The sequence below is a fragment of the Microbacterium sp. B35-30 genome, assembly GCF_010634855.1.
GTDB lineage: Bacteria > Actinomycetota > Actinomycetes > Actinomycetales > Microbacteriaceae > Microbacterium.
The window spans coordinates 13,314-38,410 of sequence record NZ_MWLQ01000021.1 but is presented as its reverse complement, the minus strand read 5'-3'; the positions used below and the strand labels follow the sequence as shown (position 1 = coordinate 38,410).

Annotated in this window: 26 protein-coding genes; 11 read left to right on the top strand and 15 right to left on the bottom strand. The window is 70.9% G+C overall.

Annotated features, from left to right (window positions below):
* Positions 1 to 9: 9 nt before the first annotated feature.
* From B2K11_RS12335 to B2K11_RS12325, 3 genes are read right to left on the bottom strand one after another with little or no spacing between them, the layout of a single operon-like run.
* A complete protein-coding gene (locus tag B2K11_RS12335) occupies positions 10 to 435 on the bottom strand; it encodes a hypothetical protein (RefSeq protein ID WP_163618692.1) in 426 nt (141 codons plus the stop codon).
* Positions 435 to 1,199, bottom strand: a complete 765-nt coding sequence (locus B2K11_RS12330; protein ID WP_163618585.1) for an LLM class flavin-dependent oxidoreductase — start codon at positions 1,197 to 1,199, stop codon at positions 435 to 437. The genes B2K11_RS12335 and B2K11_RS12330 overlap by 1 nt, the downstream gene beginning before the upstream one ends.
* Complete coding sequence (locus tag B2K11_RS12325) at positions 1,196 to 2,071, bottom strand: LLM class flavin-dependent oxidoreductase (RefSeq protein WP_163618584.1); 876 nt, start codon at positions 2,069 to 2,071, stop codon at positions 1,196 to 1,198. Before B2K11_RS12325 ends, B2K11_RS12330 begins: the two co-directional genes overlap by 4 nt.
* A 137-nt stretch (positions 2,072 to 2,208) precedes the next feature.
* Here B2K11_RS12325 and B2K11_RS12320 point away from each other — a divergent pair, with 137 nt between their 5' ends.
* Positions 2,209 to 2,928: a DUF72 domain-containing protein gene (locus tag B2K11_RS12320; RefSeq protein WP_163618583.1), complete on the top strand. Its 720-nt coding sequence runs from the start codon at positions 2,209 to 2,211 to the stop codon at positions 2,926 to 2,928.
* Positions 2,929 to 3,035: 107 nt separating this feature from the next.
* Here B2K11_RS12320 and B2K11_RS12315 read toward each other — a convergent pair whose 3' ends face one another.
* On the bottom strand, positions 3,036 to 5,612 hold the full coding sequence (locus B2K11_RS12315) for an ATP-dependent Clp protease ATP-binding subunit (protein WP_163618582.1): 2,577 nt from the start codon (positions 5,610 to 5,612) through the stop codon (positions 3,036 to 3,038).
* Between the two features lie 190 nt (positions 5,613 to 5,802).
* Here B2K11_RS12315 and B2K11_RS12310 point away from each other — a divergent pair, with 190 nt between their 5' ends.
* Positions 5,803 to 6,174 (top strand): GNAT family N-acetyltransferase, encoded by a 372-nt coding sequence (locus tag B2K11_RS12310; protein ID WP_163618581.1) that lies wholly within the window; start codon positions 5,803 to 5,805, stop codon positions 6,172 to 6,174.
* A 95-nt stretch (positions 6,175 to 6,269) separates the two neighbouring features.
* On the opposite strand, the gene B2K11_RS12305 is transcribed toward B2K11_RS12310, so the two are convergent.
* On the bottom strand, positions 6,270 to 6,734 hold the full coding sequence (locus B2K11_RS12305) for a DUF3817 domain-containing protein (protein ID WP_163618580.1): 465 nt from the start codon (positions 6,732 to 6,734) through the stop codon (positions 6,270 to 6,272).
* Positions 6,735 to 6,773: 39 nt separating this feature from the next.
* The gene (locus B2K11_RS12300) at positions 6,774 to 7,202 is read right to left on the bottom strand and encodes a helix-turn-helix domain-containing protein (RefSeq protein WP_163618579.1); all 429 of its coding nucleotides are present in this window, start codon (positions 7,200 to 7,202) and stop codon (positions 6,774 to 6,776) included.
* Between the two features lie 83 nt (positions 7,203 to 7,285).
* Between B2K11_RS12300 and B2K11_RS12295 the strand changes: the two genes are divergently transcribed.
* On the top strand, positions 7,286 to 8,416 hold the full coding sequence (locus B2K11_RS12295) for a methyltransferase (protein ID WP_163618578.1): 1,131 nt from the start codon (positions 7,286 to 7,288) through the stop codon (positions 8,414 to 8,416).
* Between the two features lie 4 nt (positions 8,417 to 8,420).
* On the opposite strand, the gene B2K11_RS12290 is transcribed toward B2K11_RS12295, so the two are convergent.
* The 5 genes from B2K11_RS12290 to nrdH all read right to left on the bottom strand — a co-directional run bounded on the left by B2K11_RS12290 (position 8,421) and on the right by nrdH (position 13,425).
* Complete coding sequence (locus B2K11_RS12290) at positions 8,421 to 9,050, bottom strand: hypothetical protein (RefSeq protein ID WP_204260108.1); 630 nt, start codon at positions 9,048 to 9,050, stop codon at positions 8,421 to 8,423.
* Positions 9,051 to 9,546: 496 nt separating this feature from the next.
* Positions 9,547 to 10,521 carry a class 1b ribonucleoside-diphosphate reductase subunit beta gene (nrdF, locus tag B2K11_RS12285; protein WP_163618577.1) on the bottom strand — a complete coding sequence of 325 codons (975 nt, stop codon included), beginning with the start codon at positions 10,519 to 10,521 and terminating at the stop codon, positions 9,547 to 9,549.
* A 28-nt stretch (positions 10,522 to 10,549) separates the two neighbouring features.
* Positions 10,550 to 12,703, bottom strand: coding sequence for a class 1b ribonucleoside-diphosphate reductase subunit alpha (gene nrdE / locus B2K11_RS12280; RefSeq protein ID WP_163618576.1), 2,154 nt, complete (start codon positions 12,701 to 12,703; stop codon positions 10,550 to 10,552).
* Entirely contained in the window at positions 12,688 to 13,119 is a 432-nt protein-coding gene (gene nrdI / locus B2K11_RS12275; protein WP_163618575.1) for a class Ib ribonucleoside-diphosphate reductase assembly flavoprotein NrdI, read from the bottom strand. Before nrdI ends, nrdE begins: the two co-directional genes overlap by 16 nt.
* 72 nt (positions 13,120 to 13,191) lie before the next feature.
* The gene (gene nrdH, locus B2K11_RS12270) at positions 13,192 to 13,425 is read right to left on the bottom strand and encodes a glutaredoxin-like protein NrdH (RefSeq protein WP_163618574.1); all 234 of its coding nucleotides are present in this window, start codon (positions 13,423 to 13,425) and stop codon (positions 13,192 to 13,194) included.
* Positions 13,426 to 13,831: 406 nt separating this feature from the next.
* Between nrdH and B2K11_RS12265 the strand changes: the two genes are divergently transcribed.
* Positions 13,832 to 15,040, top strand: a complete 1,209-nt coding sequence (locus B2K11_RS12265; RefSeq protein ID WP_163618573.1) for an MFS transporter — start codon at positions 13,832 to 13,834, stop codon at positions 15,038 to 15,040.
* A 21-nt stretch (positions 15,041 to 15,061) separates the two neighbouring features.
* Here B2K11_RS12265 and B2K11_RS12260 read toward each other — a convergent pair whose 3' ends face one another.
* Positions 15,062 to 15,466, bottom strand: a complete 405-nt coding sequence (locus tag B2K11_RS12260) for a pilus assembly protein CpaE (protein WP_163618572.1) — start codon at positions 15,464 to 15,466, stop codon at positions 15,062 to 15,064.
* 65 nt (positions 15,467 to 15,531) lie between these two features.
* Here B2K11_RS12260 and B2K11_RS12255 point away from each other — a divergent pair, with 65 nt between their 5' ends.
* Positions 15,532 to 16,290: an alpha/beta hydrolase gene (locus B2K11_RS12255; RefSeq protein ID WP_163618571.1), complete on the top strand. Its 759-nt coding sequence runs from the start codon at positions 15,532 to 15,534 to the stop codon at positions 16,288 to 16,290.
* A gap of 33 nt (positions 16,291 to 16,323) precedes the next feature.
* Here B2K11_RS12255 and B2K11_RS12250 read toward each other — a convergent pair whose 3' ends face one another.
* Positions 16,324 to 17,331, bottom strand: coding sequence for a TIGR00341 family protein (locus tag B2K11_RS12250; RefSeq protein WP_163618570.1), 1,008 nt, complete (start codon positions 17,329 to 17,331; stop codon positions 16,324 to 16,326).
* Between the two features lie 28 nt (positions 17,332 to 17,359).
* On the opposite strand from B2K11_RS12250, the gene B2K11_RS12245 reads away from it, so the two are divergent.
* A complete protein-coding gene (locus tag B2K11_RS12245) occupies positions 17,360 to 18,532 on the top strand; it encodes an acyl-CoA dehydrogenase family protein (RefSeq protein ID WP_239525998.1) in 1,173 nt (390 codons plus the stop codon).
* Between the two features lie 11 nt (positions 18,533 to 18,543).
* Here B2K11_RS12245 and B2K11_RS12240 read toward each other — a convergent pair whose 3' ends face one another.
* On the bottom strand, positions 18,544 to 19,680 hold the full coding sequence (locus B2K11_RS12240) for a serine hydrolase domain-containing protein (RefSeq protein WP_163618569.1): 1,137 nt from the start codon (positions 19,678 to 19,680) through the stop codon (positions 18,544 to 18,546).
* Between the two features lie 51 nt (positions 19,681 to 19,731).
* Here B2K11_RS12240 and B2K11_RS12235 point away from each other — a divergent pair, with 51 nt between their 5' ends.
* The 5 genes from B2K11_RS12235 to B2K11_RS12215 all read left to right on the top strand — a co-directional run bounded on the left by B2K11_RS12235 (position 19,732) and on the right by B2K11_RS12215 (position 23,222).
* Positions 19,732 to 20,268, top strand: coding sequence for a helix-turn-helix transcriptional regulator (locus B2K11_RS12235; protein ID WP_163618568.1), 537 nt, complete (start codon positions 19,732 to 19,734; stop codon positions 20,266 to 20,268).
* Positions 20,269 to 20,304: 36 nt separating this feature from the next.
* Positions 20,305 to 21,576 (top strand): DUF445 domain-containing protein, encoded by a 1,272-nt coding sequence (locus tag B2K11_RS12230; protein WP_163618567.1) that lies wholly within the window; start codon positions 20,305 to 20,307, stop codon positions 21,574 to 21,576.
* A 99-nt stretch (positions 21,577 to 21,675) separates the two neighbouring features.
* Positions 21,676 to 22,026, top strand: a complete 351-nt coding sequence (locus B2K11_RS12225; RefSeq protein WP_239525996.1) for a gamma-glutamylcyclotransferase family protein — start codon at positions 21,676 to 21,678, stop codon at positions 22,024 to 22,026.
* A 52-nt stretch (positions 22,027 to 22,078) separates the two neighbouring features.
* Positions 22,079 to 22,549 (top strand): histidine phosphatase family protein, encoded by a 471-nt coding sequence (locus B2K11_RS12220; protein ID WP_163618566.1) that lies wholly within the window; start codon positions 22,079 to 22,081, stop codon positions 22,547 to 22,549.
* 25 nt (positions 22,550 to 22,574) lie between these two features.
* Positions 22,575 to 23,222, top strand: coding sequence for an HD domain-containing protein (locus B2K11_RS12215; RefSeq protein ID WP_163618565.1), 648 nt, complete (start codon positions 22,575 to 22,577; stop codon positions 23,220 to 23,222).
* Positions 23,223 to 23,479: 257 nt separating this feature from the next.
* Here B2K11_RS12215 and hutH read toward each other — a convergent pair whose 3' ends face one another.
* Positions 23,480 to 25,072, bottom strand: a complete 1,593-nt coding sequence (gene hutH, locus B2K11_RS12210; protein ID WP_163618564.1) for a histidine ammonia-lyase — start codon at positions 25,070 to 25,072, stop codon at positions 23,480 to 23,482.
* Positions 25,073 to 25,097: the final 25 nt, after the last annotated feature.

Below are 25,097 nucleotides of genomic sequence, written 5' to 3'. Positions count from 1 at the left end.
GACCCTGCCTCACCGGCGCGACCTCTTCCGCCTCGGACGGGCGCGGCGGGCCGGCACGGCGTCGGCGCTCCACAGCGCCCAGGCCACGAGCAGCGGCTGCAGCAGCAGCCTCACGAACCGTGCCCGGCCGGTGCGCAGCATCGGCGCCGACCTGCCGGTGCGCCACTGATGGACGTTGCCGGGAAAGACCGCGACGAAGAACGCCGCGATGACCCAGCCCACGCGGCGGCGCTCAGCCGGAAGCGCCACGAGCGCGCCGCCGAGCATCAGCTCGACCACACCTGAGGCGACGACGATGGTGTCCTCGTCGGTGCGGAGCAGGCGCGTCGCCCAGTCCGGCACGACGATGCGGTAGCCGCGGCGGCCCCAGGTCAGGTGCGAGGCGCCCGCGACCACGAGGAGCGCCGCGAGCGCCCACCGGGCGATGACGCGCATCACGCGACGGCCTCGACGATCGCGTCGATGAACCGCAGATGATCGTCGGCGCTGCCCGTCGGCGTGATGGCCCGCAGCACGACTTCGTCCACGCCGGCCCGGTAGGCCGCGATCCGGTCGCGCAGCACTGCCGGACGGATCACGGTTTCTGCGGGGTCCACACCCAGTCGGGCGAAGTTCGCGGCGTACGCGGGGTAGCCGGCGTAACGGGCAGTCTCCTCGTCGAGGGCGGCGACAGCCGCGTCGTCGACGGCCGTGCGCACGTACAGCGCGACGTGGGTCTCCGGCGTGATCGCGTGCGCCTCCGCGGCCTGCGCGGCGGCGGTCTGCGGGGTGAGCCAGCTCAGCAGGACGCCATCGGATGCCGCAGCCGCTGCCCGTCGCATCCTCGGGCCCAGCGCACCGACGACGACGCGCGCGTCGGTGCGGCGGCGCAGCGCGGCCGCGGCATCCGTCACCAGCTCCACCGCGCCGCTGCGCGCCTGCCCCGAGCCGATGCCGAGCACGAGGCGGCCGGCCGGGAGGCCCGACGCCGCGACGGCGATGTCGTCGGGGGTGCGGCGGTCCACCGGCAGGACGCCCGTGGCGAGCACCAGGCGCTCGGTCGCGGTGGCAGCCGCGGCGAGCACGGCGAGCGCGTCGTGGCCCGGTGTGTCGTTCACCCAGAGGGCGTGGAATCCGGCCGCCTCGGCGGCGGGTGCCACCCGCTCCGCGAGGTCCGGGCCTGCGGCGGCCGCGATCCCGAGGGACAGCGCCGCCGTCACGAGGCGTCCGCCGCGACCAGGCGCGCCACGTCGGCGGCCCCGCGGTAGAACTCGGCGATGTCGCCGCGGGAGGCCGGAAGGAGGATCACGTCGTCGACCCCCGCGTCGAAGAACCGCTGCGCGCCGGCGGCGACCTGCGCCGGATCGCCCCACAGCGCGCGCTCGGCCGGGTCGGGCTTGTCGCCGACGTCCGCGATCGCCCGCGCCTCGGCATCCGCGCCGAACGCCGTGACGACGTAGGCGACCACGTCGTGGCGGCCGCCGCGCCCGGCGAGTTCGCGCGCCTCGCGGATCGCGGCCGTCGCGGTCGCGTACTCCTCGGCGGTGTGCCCGCTGTCGAGCACCGTGCCGTCGGCGACCTCGCCGCTCAGCCGGAGCGTCTTGGGGCCCTCGGCCGCCGCGTAGACCAGCGGCGGGCTCGCCGGCGGGTAGTCGAGCCGCACGCCGTCGAGCGACACGTAGCGCCCGGCCGTGGTGACCTCATCGCCCGCGAGCAGGCTTCGCAGCGCCGGGACGTACTCGCGCATCAGCGTCAGCGGCGAGGCCACCCGCGCACCCGCCTGTCCCATCCAGTCGAGCACGCCGTGCCCGACGCCCGGCAGCAGGCGGCCGGGGAAGAGCCGCTCGATGGTCGCCAGCTCCATGGCGGTCGCGGCGACGTTGCGCAGCGGCATGGGCGCGATGCCGATCCCGATGCGCAGGGCGTCGGTCCACGCGAGCGCCGCGCCGACCGTGGCGAACGCGGACTGCCGGAAGCAGTCCTCCCAGATCCACAGTTCGGGGAGGCCCGCGGACTCGGCGGCGAGCACCGCGTCACGGAACTCGTCGGGAGCGTGCGTATAGGGGTTGAAGATCGCGCCGATGCGGGTCATCCCCCCACTCTGTCAGCGGTCGCCGACACGCGCATCCTGACGCGGGACGCCTGGCCGACCGCCGCACGCGGTTATCGCGGCGGGCGCGCCGACGCAACCCCGTCGCTCGTACCGCGCCCACCGCGCACGCTGGGGGGATGGCGCGCATCGGGACATCCGGCTGGGTCTATCCCCACTGGCGGGGTGTGCTCTACGAAGGGCCCCAGAGCCACTGGCTCTCGCAGTACATCGCGGCGTTCGACGCGGTCGAGCTCAACGGCAGCTTCTATCGCTGGCCGGCCGACGCCAGGTTCTCGGCATGGCGAGAACGGATGCCGGACGGCTTCCAGATGGCCGTCAAGGCGCCGCGCGGCCTCACCCATGCGCGGCGGCTCCGCGATCCCGAGGTCTGGATCTCGCGGGTCACGCGGGGACTCCATGAGCTCTACGGCCGCCGCGGGCCGCTCATCGTCCAGCTGCACCCGGCGATGGAGCGCGACGACGCGCGGCTGGAGCACTTCCTGGCGCAGCTGCCGGAGTGGACCCGCCCGGCGATCGAGTTCCGGCATCCGTCGTGGGTGGATGACGCCGTCTTCGCGATGCTCGAGCGCCACGGCGCCGCGTACTGCGTGATGAGCGGCGCGCGGCTGCCCTGCGTCCTGCGCGCCACCGCTCCCCTCGTCTACGTGCGGCTGCACGGCCCCGATCCGGAGCACCTGTACGGGGGCTCGTACTCCGACGACGACCTCGCCTGGTGGGCGGAGCGCATCCGCGAATGGGAGCGCGGCGGGCATGAGGTGCAGGCGTACTTCAACAACGACGGCGAGGGCAACGCCGTCCGCAACGCGATCACGCTGAAACGGATGCTGGAGGCCTGACGCCGATCCGGGCGCCGGGCGCCGGGCGCCGGGTCACAGACGTCCCGCGACACGGCGAGAGGCGCCGGCCCGAAGGCGCGGCGCCTCTCGCAGAGGTGGTGCTCAGCTCACGCGGCGAGCGGGAACGACGCCCCGGCGACCACCGAGAGCTCGTCGCTCACGGCATCCACCGTCACGGCACCACCGTCGACGAGCGCACCCGTGACGAACAGGTCGGCGATGCGGTCGTCGACCTCGCGCTGGATCAGGCGGCGCAGCGGCCGGGCGCCGTACTCGGGCTCGTACCCGTGCTCGGCGAGCCAGGCGACGGCACCGTCGGTGACGACGAGGTCGACCTCGCGCTTCGCGAGCCGCGCCTCGGACGCGCCGAGCAGCAGCCGCACGATGCGCTGCAGCTGCGGCTTGTCGAGCTTGCGGAACAGCACGATCTCGTCGATGCGGTTGAGGAACTCGGGCCGCATCGCCTCGCGGAGCTTGGCGAACACGCGGTCGCGCAGATCCTTCTCCGAGCCGAAGCCGGTCGAGCCGCCGCCGTCGGCGAGGAAGCCGATGGCACCGCCGCGCGAGGCGAGGAACTCCGAGCCGAGGTTCGACGTCATCACCACCACGGTGTTGCGGAAGTCGACCGTGCGTCCCTGGCCGTCGGTGAGGCGGCCGTCGTCGAGCACCTGCAGCAGCAGGTTGAACACGTCGGGGTGCGCCTTCTCGATCTCGTCGAACAGCACGATCGAGTACGGGTTGCGTCGCACGCGCTCGGTGAGCTGCCCGGCCTCGTCGTAGCCGACGTATCCCGGAGGGGCGCCGACCAGGCGCGACACCGTGTGCCGCTCGCCGAACTCGCTCATGTCGAAGCGGATGACGGCGCTCTCGTCGTCGAACAGGCTGGCGGCGAGCGCCTTGGCCAGCTCGGTCTTGCCGACGCCGGTCGGGCCGAGGAACAGGAACGAGCCCACGGGGCGGTGCGCGTCGCCCATGCCGGTCCGATTGCGGCGCACGGCCTTCGCGACCGCGACGACGGCGTCGTCCTGGCCGATCACGCGGTGGTGCAGCTCGTCCTCGAGGGACGCCAGCCGCTCGCGCTCGGTCTCGGTGAGACGGTTGACCGGGATGCCGGTGGCCCGGCTGATGACGGCCGCGATCTCGGGCTCGCCGACGATCGCGTCGACGCGTCCACCGGTCGCTGAGCCCGTCGAAGCGCCGGACGCCGTCGCCTCGTCGAGCTTGGCCTGCACCGCGGCGATCTGGTCGCGGATGCGCGAGGCCTCCTCGTAGTGCTCGGCGGACACGGCGGCGTTCTTGTCGGCCTCGAGCGTCGCCAGACGCTCGATGAGGCCGCTCACGTCGACCTTGGAGCCCAGGCGCAGGCGCAGCCGCGCACCCGCCTGGTCGATGAGGTCGATGGCCTTGTCGGGCAGCACGCGCTCGGTGACGTAGCGGTCGCTGAGCTCGACCGCGGCACGGAGGGCCTCGTCGGTGTAGACGATGCCGTGGTGCTCCTCGTACGCGGGCTTCAGTCCGCGCAGGATGAGCACGGCGTCCTCGACGGACGGCTCCCCCACCCGCACCGGCTGGAACCGGCGCTCGAGCGCGGGATCCTTCTCGATGACGCGGTGCTCCTTGAGCGTCGTCGCGCCCACCAGGTGCAGCTCGCCGCGCGCGAGGCGGGGCTTGAGGATGTTTCCGGCATCCATGCCGCCGTCGCCGGCACCGCCGGCGCCCACCACGGTGTGCACCTCGTCGATGAAGACGATCAGCTCGCCCCTGTGCTCGGCGATCTCGTCCATCGTCTTGGTGAGACGCTCCTCGAAGTCGCCGCGGTAGCGGGTGCCCGCGAGCATCGCAGGAAGGTCCAGTGCGACCACGCGCTTGCCGAGCAGCTGCTCGGGCACGCCGCCGTCGACGATCGCCTGCGCGAGTCCCTCGACGATCGCGGTCTTGCCGACGCCGGCCTCGCCGACGAGCACCGGGTTGTTCTTGGTGCGGCGGCTGAGGATCTCGATGGTCTGCTCGATCTCGTCGGCGCGTCCGATCACGGGGTCGAGCTCGCCCGCCACGGCGCGTGCCGTGAGGTCGGTGCCGTAGGTGTCGAGCATGGGGGTGACGGATGCCGCGGCATCCGTCCCCGCTTCGGCCGAGGCGGCTTCGCCCGGCGTCACCGTCTCGCGCGCGCCCTGCATGAGCGCCTCGGCCGTCACGCCGGCGTGCGCCAGCACCTGGCCGGCGGGCGTGTCCTGGGCGAGGACCAGGGCGAAGAACAGGTGCTCCGGGTCGACGTACGTCGAGCCGGACGAGCGCGCGACCTGGAAGGCGTGGAACAGCGCGCGCTGCACCGACGCGGTGACCACGGCCCCGTCGACGTCCGCCGCGGCGGAGGCTGCGGGAAGGCGCTCCTCGGTCGCGCGCGAGATGGCGTCGGGATCCGCGCCGATGCGCCGGACCGCGTCACGGGCCGGAGCCTCGGTGACGAGGATGCGCAGGATGTGCAGGGCGTCGAGCTCGCGCTGACCGCGGTCGAGGGCGTACTTGCCGGCACGCTGCAGCATCTCCTGGGTGCGGGCGCCGAGATAGCGGCTGAGGTCGATCGACCGCTCGACACGCGCACGCTCCCCCGCGAGGTAGCGCGCCAGGAACTCGTCGAACGAGCTCCCGTCGTCGCCGGCCTGGGGAGTGAAGTCTTCGGGCATTCCGTCTCTCCTGAAACTTGAGTGATCGAGCATCAAGTTTTGAACTTGATACAGGGATTGTCAAGTTCAACGGCACCCGCGCGCAGGTATTCCCTTCCCTTTCGGTTTCCCCCGGACTCCGCCCGCGTCGACGTCGGTGGCGCGGCGTAGCCTCGTCACTCGGGGGGACCGCGTCTCAGAGGAGAGAACCATGGACTGGAAGATCGAGCTCATCTTCGTGCCCGTCACCGACGTCGACCGGGCGAAGGAGTTCTACGAGCGGATCGGATTCCACGCCGACCACGACCAGGTCCCCTTCGAGGGCCTGCGGTTCGTGCAGATGACGCCGCCGGGGTCGGCCTGCTCGATCGCGTTCGGCACCGGCCTCGGCAACGATCTCGAACCGGGCCGCCAGAACACGATCCAGGTCGTCGTCCCCGACGCCGACGAGGCGCTCGCCCACCTGCGGAACGTGGGCGTGGAGGCACGAGGCGTCGACGAGCAGGGCTGGGGCAGGTTCGTGCAGTTCGACGACCCCGACGGCAACACCTGGACGCTGCAGCAGCTCCCGCCGCGCGACTGAGCTTTCGAGCCGCGAGCAACTGAGCGGTCCGCCCGCCGCGCGACTGAGCTACCCGGCCGCGGCGACTGAGCGGTCCGGCTGACGGGTGGCGACCGTCAGTCGCGGCCCCCCGGCGGCCCGAGGATCAGCAGCACGACGAACAGCGCCACCACGGCGAGGGCGATGAGCGCGGCGAGCACCCACGGGCGCCGCAGGAACCACCGCATGAGCCGGTCGTACCAGGCGCCGTCCCGCGGGTCGTCGGTCGGCTCGAGCCGCCAGGCGCCGGCCAGCCGCCCGCTGCGCTGGAGCCACAGCTCGGCCGGGATGGTGGCGTACGGGATGACGGCGCTGACGAGCGCGACAACGGCCGGCCAGGCGGGCCAGCGGTTGTTCAGCGCGACGAGGATCGCCGTGGCGGCGTACGACAGGAAGACGAAGCCGTGGATGCCGCCGCCGATCGTGACACCGAGCGCCCAGCCGGTGACGGCACGGAGGATGAGACCCCCGATGAGAAGCGTCCACGAGATCGCTTCGGCGATCGCGAGCGCACGGAAGAGGGAGTGAGGGTTGCGGAACACACCTTCAGTCTAACTGAAAGACTTCAGTCGACCTGAAGGTCAGCGGGCGGGCCCACCGGCCGCGGTGTACGGCTGTTCGTGCAGACCTTCCAGCGCGGTGGCGAGGGCGGGGGCGTCGCGCGTGAGGTCGGCGTCGAGCGCGGCGAGGCGCTGCTGCGCCGCCTCCAGCACGTCACTCCCCCGCGCGGTGACCCGCAGGTCGGACGCCGAGCCGGCGTGCTTCGTGGCGTCCTCGACGAGCCCGTCGGCGACGAGGGTCTGCACGGCGGTGTGAGCCGACTGCACGGTGATCTGCGACCGCCGCGAGAGCTCGCTGAACGAGATGCCCGGCGTCGCCTCGATGTGGGCCAGGAGCGCGTACTTGCGGGTGGTGAGCCCGAGGTCGCGCAGCTGCGCACCCAGGTGGCCGTCCCAGACGCTCGCGACCGTCAGCAGTGAGATGACGGGACTGAAAGCGCGCTCGGACATGTGCTGAATGCTAGTCCGGCTGCCGCGCGACGCGGCGCATTCGCCGGTCTCCGGTGCGATCGCCCGCCCGCTACCGTGGGACTGTGACGTTCTCACTCGACGGACTGCGCCGCTGGCCCGACGTCGAGGCTCCGGGCCTCGTGGCGACGGATGCCGCGGACCGGCTGCTGCTCGACGAATCAGCCGCTGCGCGTGCCGGCGTCGGGGACGGCGGGCTCACGGTGATCGGCGACGGCTACGGCGCACTGACCCTGGGAGCAGCGGCGGACGGCGGCCGCGGCATCCGTGTCCATCAGGACCCGCTCACGGGCGAACGAGCGCTGGCCGCCAATGCCGGGCGGTTCGGACTCGGCGGCGCGTTCGCGTCGCTCCCGCTCGCGCCCGACCTCGTGCGTGGCGCACGGGTGGTGCTGGTTCGCCTGCCCCGGTCGCTCGAGGCGCTGCGCGACATCGCGGGACTCATCGCCGCGCATGCGGCGCCCGAGGTCGTCGTCTTCGCCGGCGGGCGCATCAAGCACATGACGCTCGGCATGAACGACGTCCTGCGCGAGAGCTTCGGCCGGCTCGACGTCAGCCACGCGCGGCAGAAGTCCCGGGTTCTCGTGGCGCGGGAGCCCCACGACGGCCGCGACCCGGCGCCTCGCCGGGCGTCCCACGACGGCATCGTGGTGTGCGCCTTCGGCGGAGCGTTCGCAGGCGCGTCGATCGACATCGGCACGAGGTTCCTGCTCGACCATCTGCCGGGGCCGACCGGCCGACCGCACGGACTCGCCGATGAGCCGGGAGCGGTGATCGACTTCGCGTGCGGCACGGGGGTGATCGCCGCGGGACTTGCGGTGCGGCATCCCGATCTCCGCATCCTGGCGACGGATCAGTCGGCCGCAGCCGTCGCCTCGGCGACGGCGACGGCGCGGGCGAACGGGGTGGACGAGCGCGTGGAGGTGGTGCGCGACGACATGCTCGGCGAGCAGCCCGACGGCAGCGCGTCGTTCATCGCACTCAATCCGCCGTTCCATTCGGGCTCGGCCGTGCACGAGGGCATCGCGCCGCAGATGTTCGCCGAGGCGGCGCGCGTGCTGCGTCCCGGCGGCGAGCTGTGGACGGTGTGGAACTCGGGTCTGCGCTACCGGCAGACACTCGAGAAGGTGGTGGGCCCGACGCGGCAGATCGCGCGCAACGCGAAGTTCACCGTGACCGCCTCGACCCGGCGCTGACCCCCTACTCGGTCGGCTCCGCCTCGGTCTCCGGCTCCGACTCCGGCGTCGGGCCGAACAGCGCCCACGCGCCGTCGGCGCACTCGTAGAACTGCACCGCTGCGGTGTCGATGAACACGTCGCCGTCCGCAGTGCAGTCCGCGGCGTCGGGGGCCGCCGTGCCGAGCGTCACCTGGGTGCCGGGCGCTCCGGTCGGCCCCTGCTCCCCCTGCTCCCCCTGCTCCCCCTGCTCCCCCTGCTCCCCCTGCTCCCCCTGCTCGCCCTGCGCACCCGGCGCGCCTTCAGGCCCCTGTTCGCCGCTGAGGTTCTCGGCGGCCGACTGGCGGATGTTGCCGACGAAGGTCCAGTCGTCCTGGAAGAGATACACGTCGGCGGTGAGGACGTCGATGTAGACGTCGCCCTCGTACCCCTTGCCCGATTCCGGCGCGCCCGATCCCGCCCGGACGGCCGAGCCGGCCGGGAGGATCTCCGCGAGCGCCTCCTCGTAGTCGGGAGCCGGCGTCGCCGACGCCGACGCCGACGGCGCCGGCTCGGCCGTATCGACCGATCGCGCGAGCCACGAGCCGAGGAACGCCGCGAAGAACGAGAGCAGCACGAAGCCCAGCCCGAACCACACCAGAGTGGTGCGCGTCACAGCCGTACCCGCCGGCGCGGGCGCAGGCTCCGCCGCATGCGCGCTACCGGAACCACCTGTCGGACGGGCTTCACTGTCCACGGCAAGGTCCCCTTCCGCCGCGTGCACCGCCGGCGGCGGCGGTTCCCACAACCAGACGCCGCTGCCACAACTGTAGGAACCCGGGGGCTCCGTGTCACCTGCTCCAGGGGAATTCGCTTTCACGATGGAGCCGGCCGAGGGAGCAGATAGTCGACCGGGAGGCGGAGCGAGAGGCTGACCGGGGGGCCGACGCGAGAATGCCGGCGCCCCCGGTAGCCGCGGGCTCGGGACCCACGGCCGGGATGCCGGACCGGGGCTCCGGCGCATCCCCCACTCAAGAGACAGCATCGACGGCCGTCTATTACGCGACTCTGCCGATACCCGAGCACGCGGCGCCTTCTGCCAGCGCCGGCAACGAAAGAGAGGACGGATGCCGCGGGTCGCGGCATCCGTCCTCGGTGTCTTCAGTCCGGCCTCAGAAGTCCCAGTCCTCGTCCTCGGTGGCCTCCGCCTTGCCGATGACGTACGACGAGCCCGACCCCGAGAAGAAGTCGTGGTTCTCGTCGGCGTTCGGTGACAGGGCCGACAGGATCGCCGGGTTCACGTCGGTGACCGTCGAGGGGAACATCGCCTCATAGCCCAGGTTCATGAGGGCCTTGTTGGCGTTGTAGTGCAGGAACTTCTTGACGTCCTCGGTGAGGCCGACGCCGTCGTAGAGGTCCTGCGTGTACTGGATCTCGTTGTCGTAGAGCTCGTACAGCAGCGAGAACGTGTAGTCCTTGATCTCGTTGCGCGTGGCCTCGTCGACCTTCTCGAGCCCCTTCTGGAACTTGTAGCCGATGTAGTACCCGTGCACGGCCTCGTCGCGGATGATGAGGCGGATGAGGTCGGCCGTGTTGGTGAGCTTCGCGCGGCTGGACCAGTGCATCGGCAGGTAGAAGCCCGAGTAGAACAGGAAGCTCTCGAGCAGGGTCGAGGCGACCTTGCGCTTGAGCGGCTCATCGCCGCGGTAGTACTCCATGACGATCTGAGCCTTCTTCTGAAGGTTCGGGTTCTCGATTGACCAGCGGAAGGCCTCGTCGATCTCCTTCGTCGAGCACAGCGTCGAGAAGATCGACGAATACGACTTGGCGTGCACCGACTCCATGAACGCGATGTTCGTGTAGACGGCCTCCTCGTGCGGGGTGAGCGCGTCGGGGATGAGCGAGACGGCGCCCACCGTGCCCTGGATCGTGTCGAGCAAGGTGAGGCCCGTGAACACGCGCATCGTGAGGGTCTGCTCGTCGGGCGTCAGCGTGTTCCACGACTGGATGTCGTTCGACAGCGGCACCTTCTCGGGCAGCCAGAAGTTGTTCACGAGGCGGTTCCACACCTCGAGGTCCTTGTCGTCCTGGATGCGGTTCCAGTTGATGGCCTGGACGTGGTCCAGGAGCTGGAGCTTCTCGCTCATCTCTCCTCTTTCGAAGTCCGGATCAGCGTCACAGCGTGCAGGAGACGCATTCGGACATGTCCGTGCCCTCCAGCGCCATCTGACGCAGGCGGATGTAGTAGATCGTCTTGATGCCCTTGCGCCAGGCGTAGATCTGAGCCTTGTTGATGTCGCGCGTGGTCGCGGTGTCCTTGAAGAACAGCGTGAGCGACAGGCCCTGGTCGACGTGCTGGGTGGCCGCGGCGTACGTGTCGATGACCTTCTCGTAGCCGATCTCGTAGGCGTCCTGGTAGTACTCCAGGTTGTCGTTCGTCATGAACGCCGCCGGGTAGTAGACGCGGCCGAGCTTGCCTTCCTTGCGGATCTCGACCTTCGCCGCGATCGGGTGGATCGAGCTCGTCGAGTTGTTGATGTACGAGATCGAGCCGGTCGGCGGCACCGCCTGCAGGTTCTGGTTGTAGATGCCGTGCTGCTGGATCGAGGCCTTCAGCTCACGCCAGTCGTCCTGCGTGGGGATGTGGTGACCGGCGAACATCTCCTTGACCTTGTCGGTCGCGGGCACCCACTCCTGCTCGATGTACTTGTCGAAGAACTCGCCGGACGCGTAGGTCGAGTCGGCGAACCCGTCGAACGTCTCCCCGCGCTCGATCGCGATGCGGTTCGACGCGCGCAGCGCGTGGAACAGGATCGAATAGAAGTAGATGTTCGTGAAGTCGACACCCTCTTCCGACCCGTAGTAGACGTGCTCGCGGGCGAGGTAGCCATGCAGATTCATCTGGCCGAGGCCAATGGCGTGCGAGCGGTCGTTGCCGTCCTCGATCGAGCGCACCGAGCGGATGTGGCTCTGGTCGCTCACCGCGGTGAGGGCACGGATGCTGGTGTCCACGGTCTGCGCCAGGTCACCGCCGTCCATCGCCAGCGCGATGTTGAGCGATCCCAGGTTGCACGAGATGTCCTTGCCGATCTGGGCGTAGGAGAGGTCCTCGTTGAACGTGGTGGGCGTGTTCACCTGGAGGATCTCGGAGCACAGGTTGGACATGTTGATCCGGCCCTTGATCGGGTTGGCCTTGTTCACCGTGTCCTCGAACATGATGTACGGGTAGCCCGACTCGAACTGGATCTCGGCGAGGGTCTGGAAGAACTCGCGCGCGTTGATCTTGGTCTTCTTGATGCGCGGGTCGTCGACCATCTCGCGGTACTTCTCGGACACCGAGATGTCGCCGAACGGCACGCCGTAGACGCGCTCGACGTCGTACGGGGAGAACAGGTACATGTCCTCGCCGTTCTTGGCGAGCTCGAACGTGATGTCGGGGATGACGACGCCGAGCGACAGCGTCTTGATGCGGATCTTCTCGTCGGCGTTCTCACGCTTGGTGTCGAGGAAGCGCAGGATGTCGGGGTGGTGCGCGTTGAGGTAGACCGCCCCCGCACCCTGACGTGCCCCCAGCTGGTTGGCGTACGAGAACGAGTCTTCGAGGAGCTTCATCACGGGGATGATGCCGCTCGACTGGTTCTCGATCTGCTTGATCGGCGCACCCGACTCGCGGATGTTCGACAGCAGCAGCGCCACGCCGCCGCCGCGCTTGGAGAGCTGCAGCGCGGAGTTGATGCCGCGGGCGATCGACTCCATGTTGTCTTCGATGCGCAGCAGGAAGCACGACACCAGTTCTCCGCGCTGCGCCTTGCCGGCGTTGAGGAAGGTGGGCGTCGCCGGCTGGAACCGGCCCGAGATGATCTCCTCGACCAGCGCGGTGGCGAGCTTCTCGTCGCCGTCCGCCAGCGCGAGCGCGGTCATCACGACCCGGTCCTCGAAGCGCTCGAGGTACCGCTTGCCGTCGAAGGTCTTCAGCGTGTAGCTCGTGTAGTACTTGAACGCCCCGAGGAACGTCTCGAAGCGGAACTTCTTGGAGTAGGCCAGGTCGTTGAGCTTCTGGATGTACTCGAACGAGTACTTCTCGAGCACGGCGCCCTCGTAGTACTCCTTCTCGACCAGGTAGTCCAGGCGCTCCTTGAGGGAGTGGAAGAACACCGTGTTCTGGTTCACGTGCTGCAGGAAGTACTCCCGCGCCGCGCGCTTGTCGGCCCCGAACTGGATCTTGCCGTCGGCGTCATAGAGGTTGAGCATCGCGTTGAGGGCGTGATAGTCCATGCCCTCGAAGCGTGCCTCCGTCTTGAAGTCGGTCTGCGTCAGAGTTCCCACCATCGTTCCAATCCCGCGTTCACGCGTTCCACATCTTCAGGCGTGCCGAATACTTCGAGCCGGTACAAGTGCGGCACGTGGCACTTGCGGCTGATGATGTCGCCGGCGAGACAGAAGTGCTCGCCGAAGTTGGTGTTCCCCGCGGAGATCACTCCGCGGATGAGGCGCCGGTTGCGCTCATCGTTGAGGAACCGGATCACCTGCTTCGGAACGGCGCCCTTCTCGACGCCGCGCCCCTGGCCTCCGCCATAGGTCGGTGTCACGAGGACGTACGGCTCGTCGACGACGAGCGCCGGATCCGTCGCATGGAGCGGGATCCGGAGCGCGCGTGCTCCGAGCTTCTCGATGAAGCGCGCGGTGTTGCCCGACACGCTCGAGAAGTAGACAAGCAGCGGTGTCTCCGTCGCTACGACACCCATGACGCCCCCCTGCTCGGGTGCACCCGTCGGGTCGTCGAGCTCCGTCGAGACGGACGGGCGCGCTGCGCCGAACTACGCGAGCCGCGCTGCGAGTTCGTCGATCTTGTCGGGACGAAAGCCCGACCAGTGGTCTTCATCGGTGATGACGACCGGCGCCTGGAGGTACCCCAGCGCCTTGACCTGCTCGAGGGCCGACGGGTCCTCGGAGAGGTCGTGGATTTCGTACTCGATCCCCTTGGAATCGAGTGCTCGATACGTCGCCGTGCACTGCACGCACGCGGGCTTCGTGTAAACCGTGATCGCCATGTCGATTCCGTCTCCTCAGTGCTTCCCCCGGTGGCATCCGGTGCTCTTCCCGGTAGTCCCCCCACCGGGAGTCCAATACTACATATGGGTACCGACATCCGATAGCACCACAAGGGCTAGTAGTTACATCGGTGTCATTTTCCACCGTTCTCCCCATGTACAACACAGGTTCTCCACGGATTCATCCACAGCCCGAAGGGTCTGGAAAAGTCCAGGATCACGGGGCTTTCGGACGCCACGGCCGCATCCCTCCACAGGCACGACGGTAGATCCGGGGTCCGACATCGGATCCGCCTGTGGAGAAGTCCTCCGGCGTGTCGCGGGCGTGTCGTGGACGCGTCGCGGGCGCGTCGCGGACGCCTGCCCAGCGAGTCGTGCGTCGGGGCCGGTGGCGTAACGTTGTCGGGTGGCCGGCTACCGGGATCTTCTGCGCACCCCCGGGGTCGCTCGCATCATCGCGGCACAGCTGACCGCGCGCTTCCCGAACGGGATGATCAGCCTCGTGATCCTCCTGCACATCGAGGGGATCACCGGCTCCTACGGGGCCGCGGGCATCGTGCTGGCCGCCGTGTCGATCGGCCAGGCGCTGGCGGGCCCGGTCACGAGCCGCTGGATGGGCCGCTGGGGCATGCGTCGCGTGCTGACCCTCACGACGGCCGTGTCGGCGGCATCCCTGCTGGCGATCGCGTTCCTCGTCGTGCCCGTGCCGGCGTACATCGTGCTGGGGTTCATCGCCGGCGCCTCGACGCCGCCGATCGTGGCAGCGGTCCGCACGATCTACGCCAAGATGGTCAACTCGACCCAGCTCACGGCGCTGTACTCGCTCGACGCCTCCCTGCAGGAGGTCATCTGGATCCTCGCCCCGGTGCTCATCACCTTCGTCGCGACGCAGTCCGGCACCGTCGTCGGCCTCGTGCTCGTCGTGGTGTTCCTGGTCGGGGGCGGCGCGTGGTTCATCCTCTCCCCCGAGGTCGGCCGGGTGCGCATCCCCCGCAGCAAGCGGTCGTTCGGCACGGTGCTCACCCGCCCGCCCATCCTGCTCGCAACCGTCATCGGCTTCCTCCTCATCGGCTCGTTCGCCGCCGTCGAGGCGGGCGTCGTGGCGACGTTCGACCATGGCGGACTCGAGGCCGGGCTCGTGCTCGCGGTCTTCTCGATCGGCAGCCTCGCCGGCGGCTTCGCGTTCGGGCACCTGCCGATGGGGCGCTGGGCGCTGGCGCGACGGCTGACCGTGGTGGCGATCGGGCTGGCCCTGACCGGCATCTGGATCAACGTGTGGTGGATCGGCGCCACGCTGTTCGTGGCCGGCATCGGCATCGCTCCCGCCCTCGCGGTGCTCTCGGCCGTGACGACGGCGAGCGTCAAGTTCAGCGACACCGCCGAGGCCTTCGGATGGGTGGGCACCGGTCAGCTCATCGGCGCCGCGGCCGGCTCGGCCGTGGCCGGCCTGCTCATCGACGGCCCGGGCGGCGTGACCGCGGCCTACATCGCCGCCGCGGCGTTCTGCGCGCTCGGACTCCTCGTCGCGATCGTGTTCGCGCGGGGCCTGCCCGATCTCCGCGTCCGCGGGGCGAGCCCGATCCCTGATACCGAGCCGGTGCCGACCATCCGCTGAGCCCCTGGGCGCACGCCGGGGTCACTCCAGGCGCCGGAGCATCTCCAGCAGGGCGAGGCCGTAGGCGTCGGCGGGTTCGGGATGCTCGAACACCCGCCGCTCGCCGCCCATGACGATCTCCACCTCGTGGGTGTCCGGCAGGCGCCGGAGACCCCGGAAGGCGCCGCGCAGCAGCTCGCGCAGCTGGTGCTCGTGCGGCAGCCACAGCGCGTCCTCCAGAGCGACCGAATCCAGCGCCCACTCGGTGGTGCCGTTGAAGGCGAGGATGCGACCGGTCGGGTACTCGCGCGGCTCGATGGTCATCTCGCTGACGGTGAAGACGTCGGCCTCGAACTCCGGCTCGTCGAGCTGGAACCGGTCGCCGGAGTGCGGATGCCACACCAGGCCTGCGTCGCGCAGCGCCACCGCCAGTTCCGTCGAGATCATGCCAACCCCCGTTCCCATCCTGCCGTGCGCCGAGGCGGCCGGGGCCGCGCTTCTAGGCTGAGAGTATGCCCAGTCCCGTCGCCCTCCCCCGTCTGTCGTGGGGCTCCCCCTCCGCCGAGCGCCGCGCACTGCTCATCCACGGCCTCGGCTCGAACGGCGCGCTGATGTGGCGCTACGGCGTCGCCCTCGCGGACGCCGGATGGCGAGCGGATGCGGTGGACCTCCGCGGACACGGCATCGCCCCGCGTGCGCTCGACTACACGCTGGGCGCATACGGCGCCGACGTCGCGGCGGCCCGCGCCGGCGACGGCCGGCCGTGGGACCTGGTGATCGGGCATTCGCTCGGGGGTGCGGCATCCGTCCTCGCCGCCGCAGCGGATGCGTCGTGGACGCGCCGGCTCGTCCTGATCGACCCGGCGATCTCGCTCACCGACCGGGATCGCGACATCGTCCGCAACAGCCAGACCCGCTCGTTCGACGACCCGACCGAAGAGGCGGTGCGTGCCGAGCACCCGCACTGGCACCCGCAGGACATCGAGCTGAAGGCGCTGTCGGCGCAGCAGGCGAGCCGGTGGGCGGTCGAGCAGACCAGCGCGCAGAACCCGCGCTGGGATGTGACGGATGCCGCGCTCCGGGTGAGCGTGCCCACCCACGTCATCGCGTCCGACCCGCGCGTGTACTCGATCTTCCGCGGCAAGCCCGCCGAATCGGCCGTCGCCGCCAACCCGCTGTTCACCGTCTCGGTGATCCCGGACGCGGGCCACTCACCGCACCGTGACAGGCCCGAGGACACCCTGGCGGCGCTGCGCGCCGCGCTGGCCTGACGATGCGCGGAGCCGGACCCTCGAAGGCCGGGTCTACTGCACGGGGATCTCGACGCCCTGCCCGACATCGACGACCACGCCGATGAACGCGGGGACGACCTCCGCGACCGCTTGCTGGAGGTCGTCGACGGACGGGGTCTCGCCGTCGCCGGTCGTGACCTCGATCGTCGCCGTCGCGCCCGACCAGTCGACGCCGTAGACGCGAGCCCCCTCCTCATCGGCGAGCCACTGCGTGGCGGCATCCTGGATGCCGACCGACCACCGCGCGAGTGCCACCGAGACGACCGAGTTGACGACCAGCGGGATCGTGATGACGACCGCCAGCACCGTGACGATGATGTAGGCGCGGCGGCGGTTGGCGACGCGTGACGACCCGGGATCGCGGGCGTACCCCGCGAGGGTGAACACGATGCTGCCCGCGATGATGAGCGCGACCACGTTGGAGAGGAACAGCCACAGCGCGCCTACGGCGTCCGTCCAGAGACCCTGGCCGGCGCACACGCCGACCACTCCGAGCGGGGGAACGAGCGAGATCGCGATCGCGACACCGGGGAGGATGGCGCTCAGGTCCTTGCGGCACATGGCGAAGCCGCCCGCGAACCCGGTGGCGAGCGCCGCCACCAGATCCATGAAGCTCGGCGACGTGCGGCCCACGACTTGGGAGTTGGTCTCCAGGCTCTCGGGCGTCGCGACGAACCCCGAGAACGCGAGCCCCAGCACGATGACGATGGCGACCCCCAGGAGCACCCAGAGGATCGAGCGCACCACGAGGCTGAGGTGCCCCCGCACGATGCCGAGGCCGATGGCGAGGATCGGGGTACCGAGCGGCGCGATGATCATCGCGCCGATCACCGTCGCCGTCGAGTCCGTGAGCACCCCCGCGATGGCGATGATCCCCGCGAGCGTCAGCATGATGAGGAACCCGCTGCGCTTGCCGACCCGGTCCCCTGACCCGAGGTCGAGCGCTTCGGTGACCTCCGCCGCCGTCTGCCGCTGCGTTGCGGGGATGAGCGCCTGCATCATCTGGGAGAGCGTCGCCATGGGCACATCATGGCGCAAGAATGGCGGGGTGACCCCCAACGATGCCGCTGCCCTCCTCCCGGACGAACTCCTCGAGCGGTTCCGCGCCCGGGCGGCCGTGCACGACCGCGAGAACACGTTCCCCGACGACGATCTGGCGGACCTGAAGGATGCCGGTTACCTGGCGATCCTCGTGCCCCGCGAGCTCGGCGGTGCAGGGCTGGGCCTCGCCGAGGCATCCGTCCTCCAGCAGCGCCTGGCGGGCGCCGCACCGGCGACGGCGCTCGCGATCAACATGCACCTGGTGTGGACCGGCGTCGCGAAGGTGCTGGCCGATCGCGGAATCGACGCGCTGCGGTTCGTGCAGGAGGGCGCGGCCGCCGGCGAGGTGTTCGCGTTCGGCATCAGCGAGGCCGGCAACGACCTCGTGCTGTTCGGCAGCGGGACGGATGCCGCGCCTCTGCCCGACGGCGGCTATTCGTTCACGGGCACCAAGATCTTCACCTCGCTCGCGCCGGTGTGGACGCAGCTGGGCCTGCACGGCCTCGACACGTCGTCCGAGGATGCCCCGCGGATGGTCTACGCGTTCGTGCCACGGTCGGAGGTGCAGGTCGGCCGCGTGGTGGTGCGCGACGACTGGGACACCCTCGGCATGCGCGGCACGCAGTCCCGCACCACCGAGCTGCGCGATGCGGTGGCGCCTGCCGACCGGGTCGTGCGCCGGCTCGCGCCGGGCCCCAACCCGGACCCGCTCGTGTTCGGCATCTTCAGCGTCTTCGAGCTGCTCCTGGCGTCGGTGTACACCGGAATCGCGCGCCGGGCGCTCGATCTCGCGGTGGCCGCGGCGGGCAAGCGCACCTCGAAGCGCACCGGCAAGGCGTACAGCCAGGACCCCGACATCCGCTGGCGCATCGCCGACATGGCGCTCGCGTACGACGCGCTGCCACCGCAGATTCAGACGCTCGCGCGCGACGTCGACGAGCTCGCCGACCACGGCGCCCAGTGGTTCTCGCTGCTCGCCGGCGTCAAGCACCGGGCGGTGACGGCGGCGAAGTCGATCGTCGACGACGCCGTGCTGGTCGCCGGAGGTTCGTCGTACTTCTCGGGCAACGAGCTGAGCCGGCTCTACCGCGACGTGCTCGCAGGACTCTTCCACCCGTCCGACCCGGAGTCGGCGCACTCCACCGTCGCGACGGCGTGGCTCGGCCCGCTCCAGGACTGAGCGGATCGCCCTCAGTCAGGCAGCGCCCGCGTCAGCAACTGCATGAGGCGGACGTGCACGCGGAAACTCCGCAGCATCTCGCGGGTGGAGTGGAAGTTCAAGACGATGCGGATGCCGCGCTCGGGCACCGTGAAGGCGTGAGCGCCCGTCACCCCGAGGTGGCCCACCGGCCGCGGCTGCCCGCGGAGGAACGGGGAGAATCCCTCGTAGTGCAGGCGCATGAGCCCTGCCCCGTAGCGAATGCCGGGGCGGAAGCTGCTGCGGATGTCGGCCATCGCGCGGCGTGACCGCTCGCCCACGAGGGCGCCCTCTCCCCACGCCGCCCAGAACCGTGCGAGGTCGTCGAGCGTCGTGACGACCCCGCCGCCGCCCCAGTCGCAGCTGAGGCTGCGGGCCCGGCCGACTTCGTCGCGGCCGAGCCGGAGAGGAGCGATGTCGAGCTGCGCGGCCGGATCCGCCGCGTCGGACGGTGCGCCACCGGGCAGCGTGTGGAACAGCAGGCACGAGTCCGCCATCCCGGCCGGCGCGAAGATCCCCTCGTTCAGCTGGGCGCCGAGCGTAGCACCGCCGACGTGCTCGATCACACGGCCGAGCAGCACGTAGCCGGTGTCGGAATACGAGAACCGGCGCCCCGGCTCGGCGACGGGTCGCTGGTGATCGCGACTGAATGCCAGCAGATCGGCGGGCGTCCACAGCCGGTCGGGCTCGCTCACGAGAAGCTGCCCGAAGCGCGGGCCGCCGGTCACCTTGCCCTCGAAGTAGTCCGCGACGCCGCTCGTGTGGGTCAGCAGATGCCGGGTGGTGACGGCGGCGGCCCGATCGCGCCCGTCGCGGACGAAGAGGCCGCGCCAGTCGGTGTCGGGCAGCACCTCGGTGATCGGCGCGTCGAGGTCGAGCGCACCCGCCTCGGCGAGCTGGAAGGCGCGCGTCGCCGTCATGGACTTGCCGACGCTCGCCGCATGGAAGCGCCCGGATCGGTCGCCGGAGCTGAACTCGAAGCCCGGCCCCTGCACCAGCACCTGCGCCGCCGGCAGGCGGCGCCGGGTACGCGCACGATCGGCCGTCGCGACGACGCGCGCCATCGCGGCAGCGAGGCGGTCGGGCTCGGAGACGGTGTGCGTGGGAAGATCGGTCTCGACATCGCTCACAGATATACCTCCTAGATATATCTGTTAGATATACCGCAGGAAGGCGCGCAGATGCAACAGGTCATCCTCGGACTGCTGATCCTGCACGGCCCGCTGTCGCTCTACGCCGTGCAGCGGCAGTTCCAGCAGGGCGTGTCGCTCTTCTACAGCGCGAGCTTCGGCAGCATCCAGCGCGCGCTGAAGCAGCTGGCCGAGCAGGGACTCGCAACCGTCGCGGATGTCGCCGCCGACGCCCGAGGCAGCAAGCCGTACACGGTGACGGATGCCGGACGCCGCGCCTGGCGGGAGTGGATGCTCTCGCCCGTCACCGGCGGAGACGTCGAGACCACCGCCCTGGCGCGCACGTTCTTCGTCGGCCTGCTGGAAGAGCGGACCGAACGCCGGCAGGTCGTCGCCGCGATCCGCGCCCGTGTGGCGTCCGACCTCGCGGAGCTGGAAGCCGTCGCGCGCGGCGTCGACGCGGCAGAGATCCCGGCGGAGTTCGCCGACGTGTTCGCCTTCCAGCGCGCGACGCTGGACTACGGCATCCGCTCGAATCTGCTCGCTCTTACCTGGTGCGACGAGCTCGCCGCAAGCCTCAGGGCGTAAAGCCCCTGCCCGGCGAGCGCGTGCGAGGATGACCCCATGGCGCGGACCCCGACCCAGCTGCTGAGCCCCGCCGACCAGGAGCGCCGACGGGGCCTGCGCACCATGAAAGGCGTCGCCCTCGGCGCGCTGGTGTTCATGGCGGTGCTGTTCGCGTTCTCGTTCGCGTTCCAGCAGGACATCCCCGCCCTCGCCTACGTGCGGGCCGCGGCGGAGGGCGGCATGGTCGGCGCGCTCGCGGACTGGTTCGCGGTGACGGCGCTGTTCCGGCATCCGCTCGGCATCCCGATCCCGCACACCGCGATCATTCCGAGCCGCAAGGACGAGATCGGCCAGACGCTGGGCGAGTTCGTCGAGACCGAGTTCCTGCGCGGCGACGTCGTGCGCGCAAAACTCGAGCAGACCTCGATCGCCGCGCGGCTGGGCGAATGGCTGAGCCAGCCGGAGCATGCCGAACGGGTCGCGGCCGAGGCATCCGTGATGGCGGGCAGTGTGCTGCGGGCCCTCAGCGACGACGACGTGCGCGACGTGATCGAGGAGCTCGCCCGCGAGCACCTCATCGAGCCGGAGTGGGGCCCGCCCCTCGGCGAGTGGCTCGGCCGGATCATCGACGCCGGCGGGCACCACGGTGCGGTCGACCTCGCGGCCGACACCATCGCCGCCTGGCTGGAGGCCAACCAGGCCGCGTTCAGCGGCGTCATCTCGCGTCGCCTGCCCGGGTGGGTTCCGTCGATCGCGCACCGGTTCGTCGATGACACCGTCTACAGCGAGGCGGTCAAGTTCGTCGCGGCGGTGCGGCGCGATCCGCAGCATCCGGCCCGCATCGCGATCGACGGCTATCTGACGCGGCTCGCCGAGAATCTGCAGCACGACCCCGCGACGATCGGGCGTTTCGAGGACGCCAAGCTCGCGGTCTTCGACAGTCCGCGCGTCCGCGAGCTGGCCGGCGAGGTCTGGACCACCGCGAAGGCGGGCCTGCTGCGCTCCCTCGCCGACCCCGAGAGCGGACTGCGGCGGCGCGGCGTCGAGGCGCTGGCCGAGATCGGCGGACGCCTGACGACGGATGCCGCGCTGCAGAGCCGGGTGGACACCTGGGTCACCGACGCCGCCGTGTTCCTCGTGGACCGGTACCGGCACGACATCGCGTCGATCATCACCGACACCGTGGAGCGGTGGGATCCGGCCGAGACCACCGAGAAGATCGAGCTCATGGTCGGGCGCGACCTGCAGTACATCAGGCTCAACGGCACGATCGTCGGGGCGCTGGCCGGCCTCGCGATCTTCTCCATCGCGCACGCGCTGCTCGGCTGACCCGGCTGGCGCCGCACGCGGGTGGAGCGCGTGGAGCGCGCGTGTTAAGACTGCGTGAAGACCGGGGATCGCGCGGGTGCCGCGCGTTACCCTGATGCCGTGTCGGTGGACGAGCCCCTCCAGTACCTGTTCAGCTACGGGACCCTGCAGCACGCCGACGTGCAGCTCGACACCTTCGGTCGCCTCGTCGACAGCGACGACGACGCGCTGCCCGGTTACACCGTCGACTACGCCGAGATCGAGGACCCCCGCGTCGTCGATCTGTCGGGACTCTCGGTGCACCCCATCGTTCGGGCGACCGGCAACCCGCTCGACAAGGTCGTGGGCCGGGCGCTCGTCGTCACGGAGGACGAGCTCGACGCGTCCGACGAGTACGAGGTCGCGCTCTACCGCCGGGTCGCGGTGGTGCTGGCGAGCGGGCGCGCCGCATGGGTCTACGTCGGCGCCTGACGGGCCGGTAGCGTCGTGGGGTGAGGGCACGTGCATCCCGAAAGGCGGCGTCATGATCAGGCTCGCGCTGGTGCGGCATGCGAAGTCGGACTGGGGCGATCCGGGGCTCGACGACCATGACCGGCCGCTCAACGACCGCGGCATGCGCGACGCGCCGCGCATGGCGCGTCAGCTGGCCGAGTCGGGCTTCCGCCCCGACCTGATCCTCTCGAGCACGGCGCTGCGCGCCCGCACCACGGCCGAGGCGTTCGCGTCGGAGCTCGGCGTGGCGGTCTCGCTCGATCCCGAACTGTACGGCGCGCCCGCCCGCGCGCTGCTGGCCGCGGCGGTCGCCACACGCGCCTCCGCGGTCGTGCTCGTCGCGCACGACCCGGGGATGAGCGTGCTCGCCGCCCATCTCTCCGACGACGCCATCAGCCACATGCCGACGTGCGCCGTCGCCACGTTCACGTGGGGGGTCGACGACTGGGACGTCGCTTCGGCGCTCGATCCCGACGAGTGGACGTTCGAGAAGCCCCGGTGACCCGACCCGATGACCCGATGACCCGATGACCGCCGGCGAAACACCCACCGCCGGACGCACCGACGCCGAACGCGGCCGCATGCTGCGGACCGTCCTGCGCGAGAGTGCCAGCCCGTCGGCCGCGCTGCGCGCCGACGGGCTCATCGACGAGGTCCCCGAGCACGCGGCGCTCGCCGCCACGCCGCAGGATCCGGCGTGGCATCCCGAGGGTGATGTGCTCGTGCATTCGCTGTGGGCGGCCGACCTGGCGGCTCGGCATGCCGAGCGGGAGGGGCTCTCCCCCGACCTCCGCGAGCGCCTCGTGCTGGCCGCGCTGTGGCACGACATCGGCAAGCCCGACACCACGAGGCCGCGAAACGGCCGCATCACGTCATACGGTCATGCCGAGCGCGGCGCCGAGATCGCGCTCGCGCTGGGTCGGCGCCTGCAACTGCCGTCCCCGCTCGTGCGTGCGGTGGCCGAGATCGTCGCGACGCATATGGTGCACGTCTCGGTGAGCGGCGAGCCGACCCCGAAGGCGGTGCGCCGACTGGTGCGGCGCCTCGAGGGCGCGGGCACCTCCCTCGAAGAGTGGGCTGTCGTGGTGCGCTGCGACGGCGATGCGCGCGGCGCGGCGGCGCGCCCCGACGCCTCGCTCCCCTGGCTGCGCATCGCGAACCGCCTGCTCGCCTGACGCCGAACTCGCCCCTCGCCGAGGCGCCCCGACGCCTCGCTCCCCTGGCTGCGCGTCGCGAACCGCCGGCTCGCCTGACGCCGAACTCGCCCCTCGCCGAGGCGCCCCGATGCCTCGCTCCCCTGGCTGCGCGTCGCGAACCGCCGGCTCGCCTGACGCCGACCCGCCTCGCGCCCCGACGCCTCGCTCCCCTGGCTGCGCATCGCGAACCGCCTGCTTGCCTGACGCGAAACCCCACACTCCGCCGAGGCGCGCCGTCAGTTCGGGATGTGCGCGAAGGCCGCGTCCGCCACCGCGCCCGCGGCGACGAGCGCGGTCATCGCCTCGATCTCGGGCGACAGGTAGCGGTCGGGGCCGGGACCGCCGGCCACGGTGCGCACGAGGTCGCGCACGGCGCCGGTGGCGGGGCCGGGGTGCAGCGGCGCCCGCAGGTCGAGGGCGCGCGCGGCCGTCAGCACCTCGATGGCGATGACGCGGGAGAGCCCGTCGATCGCGCGGCGCAGCTTGCGCGCGGCAGCCCATCCCATCGACACGTGGTCCTCCTGCATCGCCGATGACGGGATGGAGTCGACGGATGCCGGAACGGCGAGTCGCTTCAGCTCCGAGACGATCCCCGCCGCGGCGTACTGGGCGATCATGAAGCCCGAGTCGACGCCCACCTCGTGCGCGAGGAAGGGCGGCAGCCCGTTGCTGCGGGCCGGGTCGAGGGCGCGGTCGGTGCGGCGCTCCGAGATCGAGGCGACGTCGGCCACGGCGATCGCGAGGAAGTCGAGCACGTACGCCACGGGCGCGCCGTGGAAGTTGCCGTTGGACTCGACGCGCCCGTCGTCGGTGATGACCGGGTTGTCGACCGCTGCGGCGAGCTCGCGCGAGGCGATCATGAGCGCGTGGTCTGCGGTGTCGCGCGCCGCGCCGTGCACCTGCGGCGAGCAGCGCAGCGAGTACGCGTCCTGCACCCGTGTGCAGACGGCCGGGTCGCGGTGAGACGCCACGATCGGCGAACCGGCCAGCACGGCGCGCAGGTTCGCGGCCGACACCGCCTGGCCCACCTGCGGGCGCAGTGCCTGAAGGTCGGCGGCGAAGACCGCGTCGGTGCCGAGCTGAGACTCGACCGACATGGCCGCGGCGACGTCCGCCGTGTCGAGCAGCAGCGAGATGTCGTGAAGGGCCAGCAGCAGCATCCCGAGCATGCCGTCGGTGCCGTTGATGAGCGCGAGCCCCTCCTTCTCACGCAGGACGAGAGGGGCGAGGCCAGCCGCCGCCAGCGCGTCGGCCGCGTCGACCTCGTCGCCGTCGGCGTTGCGGACGCGCCCCTCGCCCATCGCGGCGAGCGCCACGTGCGACAGCGGGGCGAGGTCGCCCGAGCAGCCGAGCGAGCCGTACTCGCGAACGATGGGCGTGATTCCCGCGTTGAGCATGGCCGCGTACGTCTCGACGAGGACCGGGCGCACGCCTGTGTGGCCGGTGGTGAGGGTCTGCAGGCGCAGCAGCATGAGGGCGCGCACGACTTCGCGCTCCACCTCGGGCCCGGTGCCGGCCGCGTGCGAGCGGATGAGGCTCGCCTGCAGCTGCACGCGTCGCTCGGGTGCGATGAAGGTCGTGGCGAGGGCGCCGAAGCCCGTCGAGATGCCGTAGTGCGGCTCGGGGTCGTCGGCGAGACCCTCGACGAGCGCCCTCGCGGCGGCGACGCGGGCGAGAGCTTCGGGGGCGACGACGACGTGTGCCCCATGGCGTGCGACGGCGACGAGGTCGGCGGGGCTCAGCGGCGCCGCACCGACGGTGACGGGCGCGCTGTCGGCCGGGGTGTGGCTCGCGGCAGCGCTCGCGGGAGAGGGTGTGACGGCGGTCATGCTCCGATTCCACACCGCGGTACTG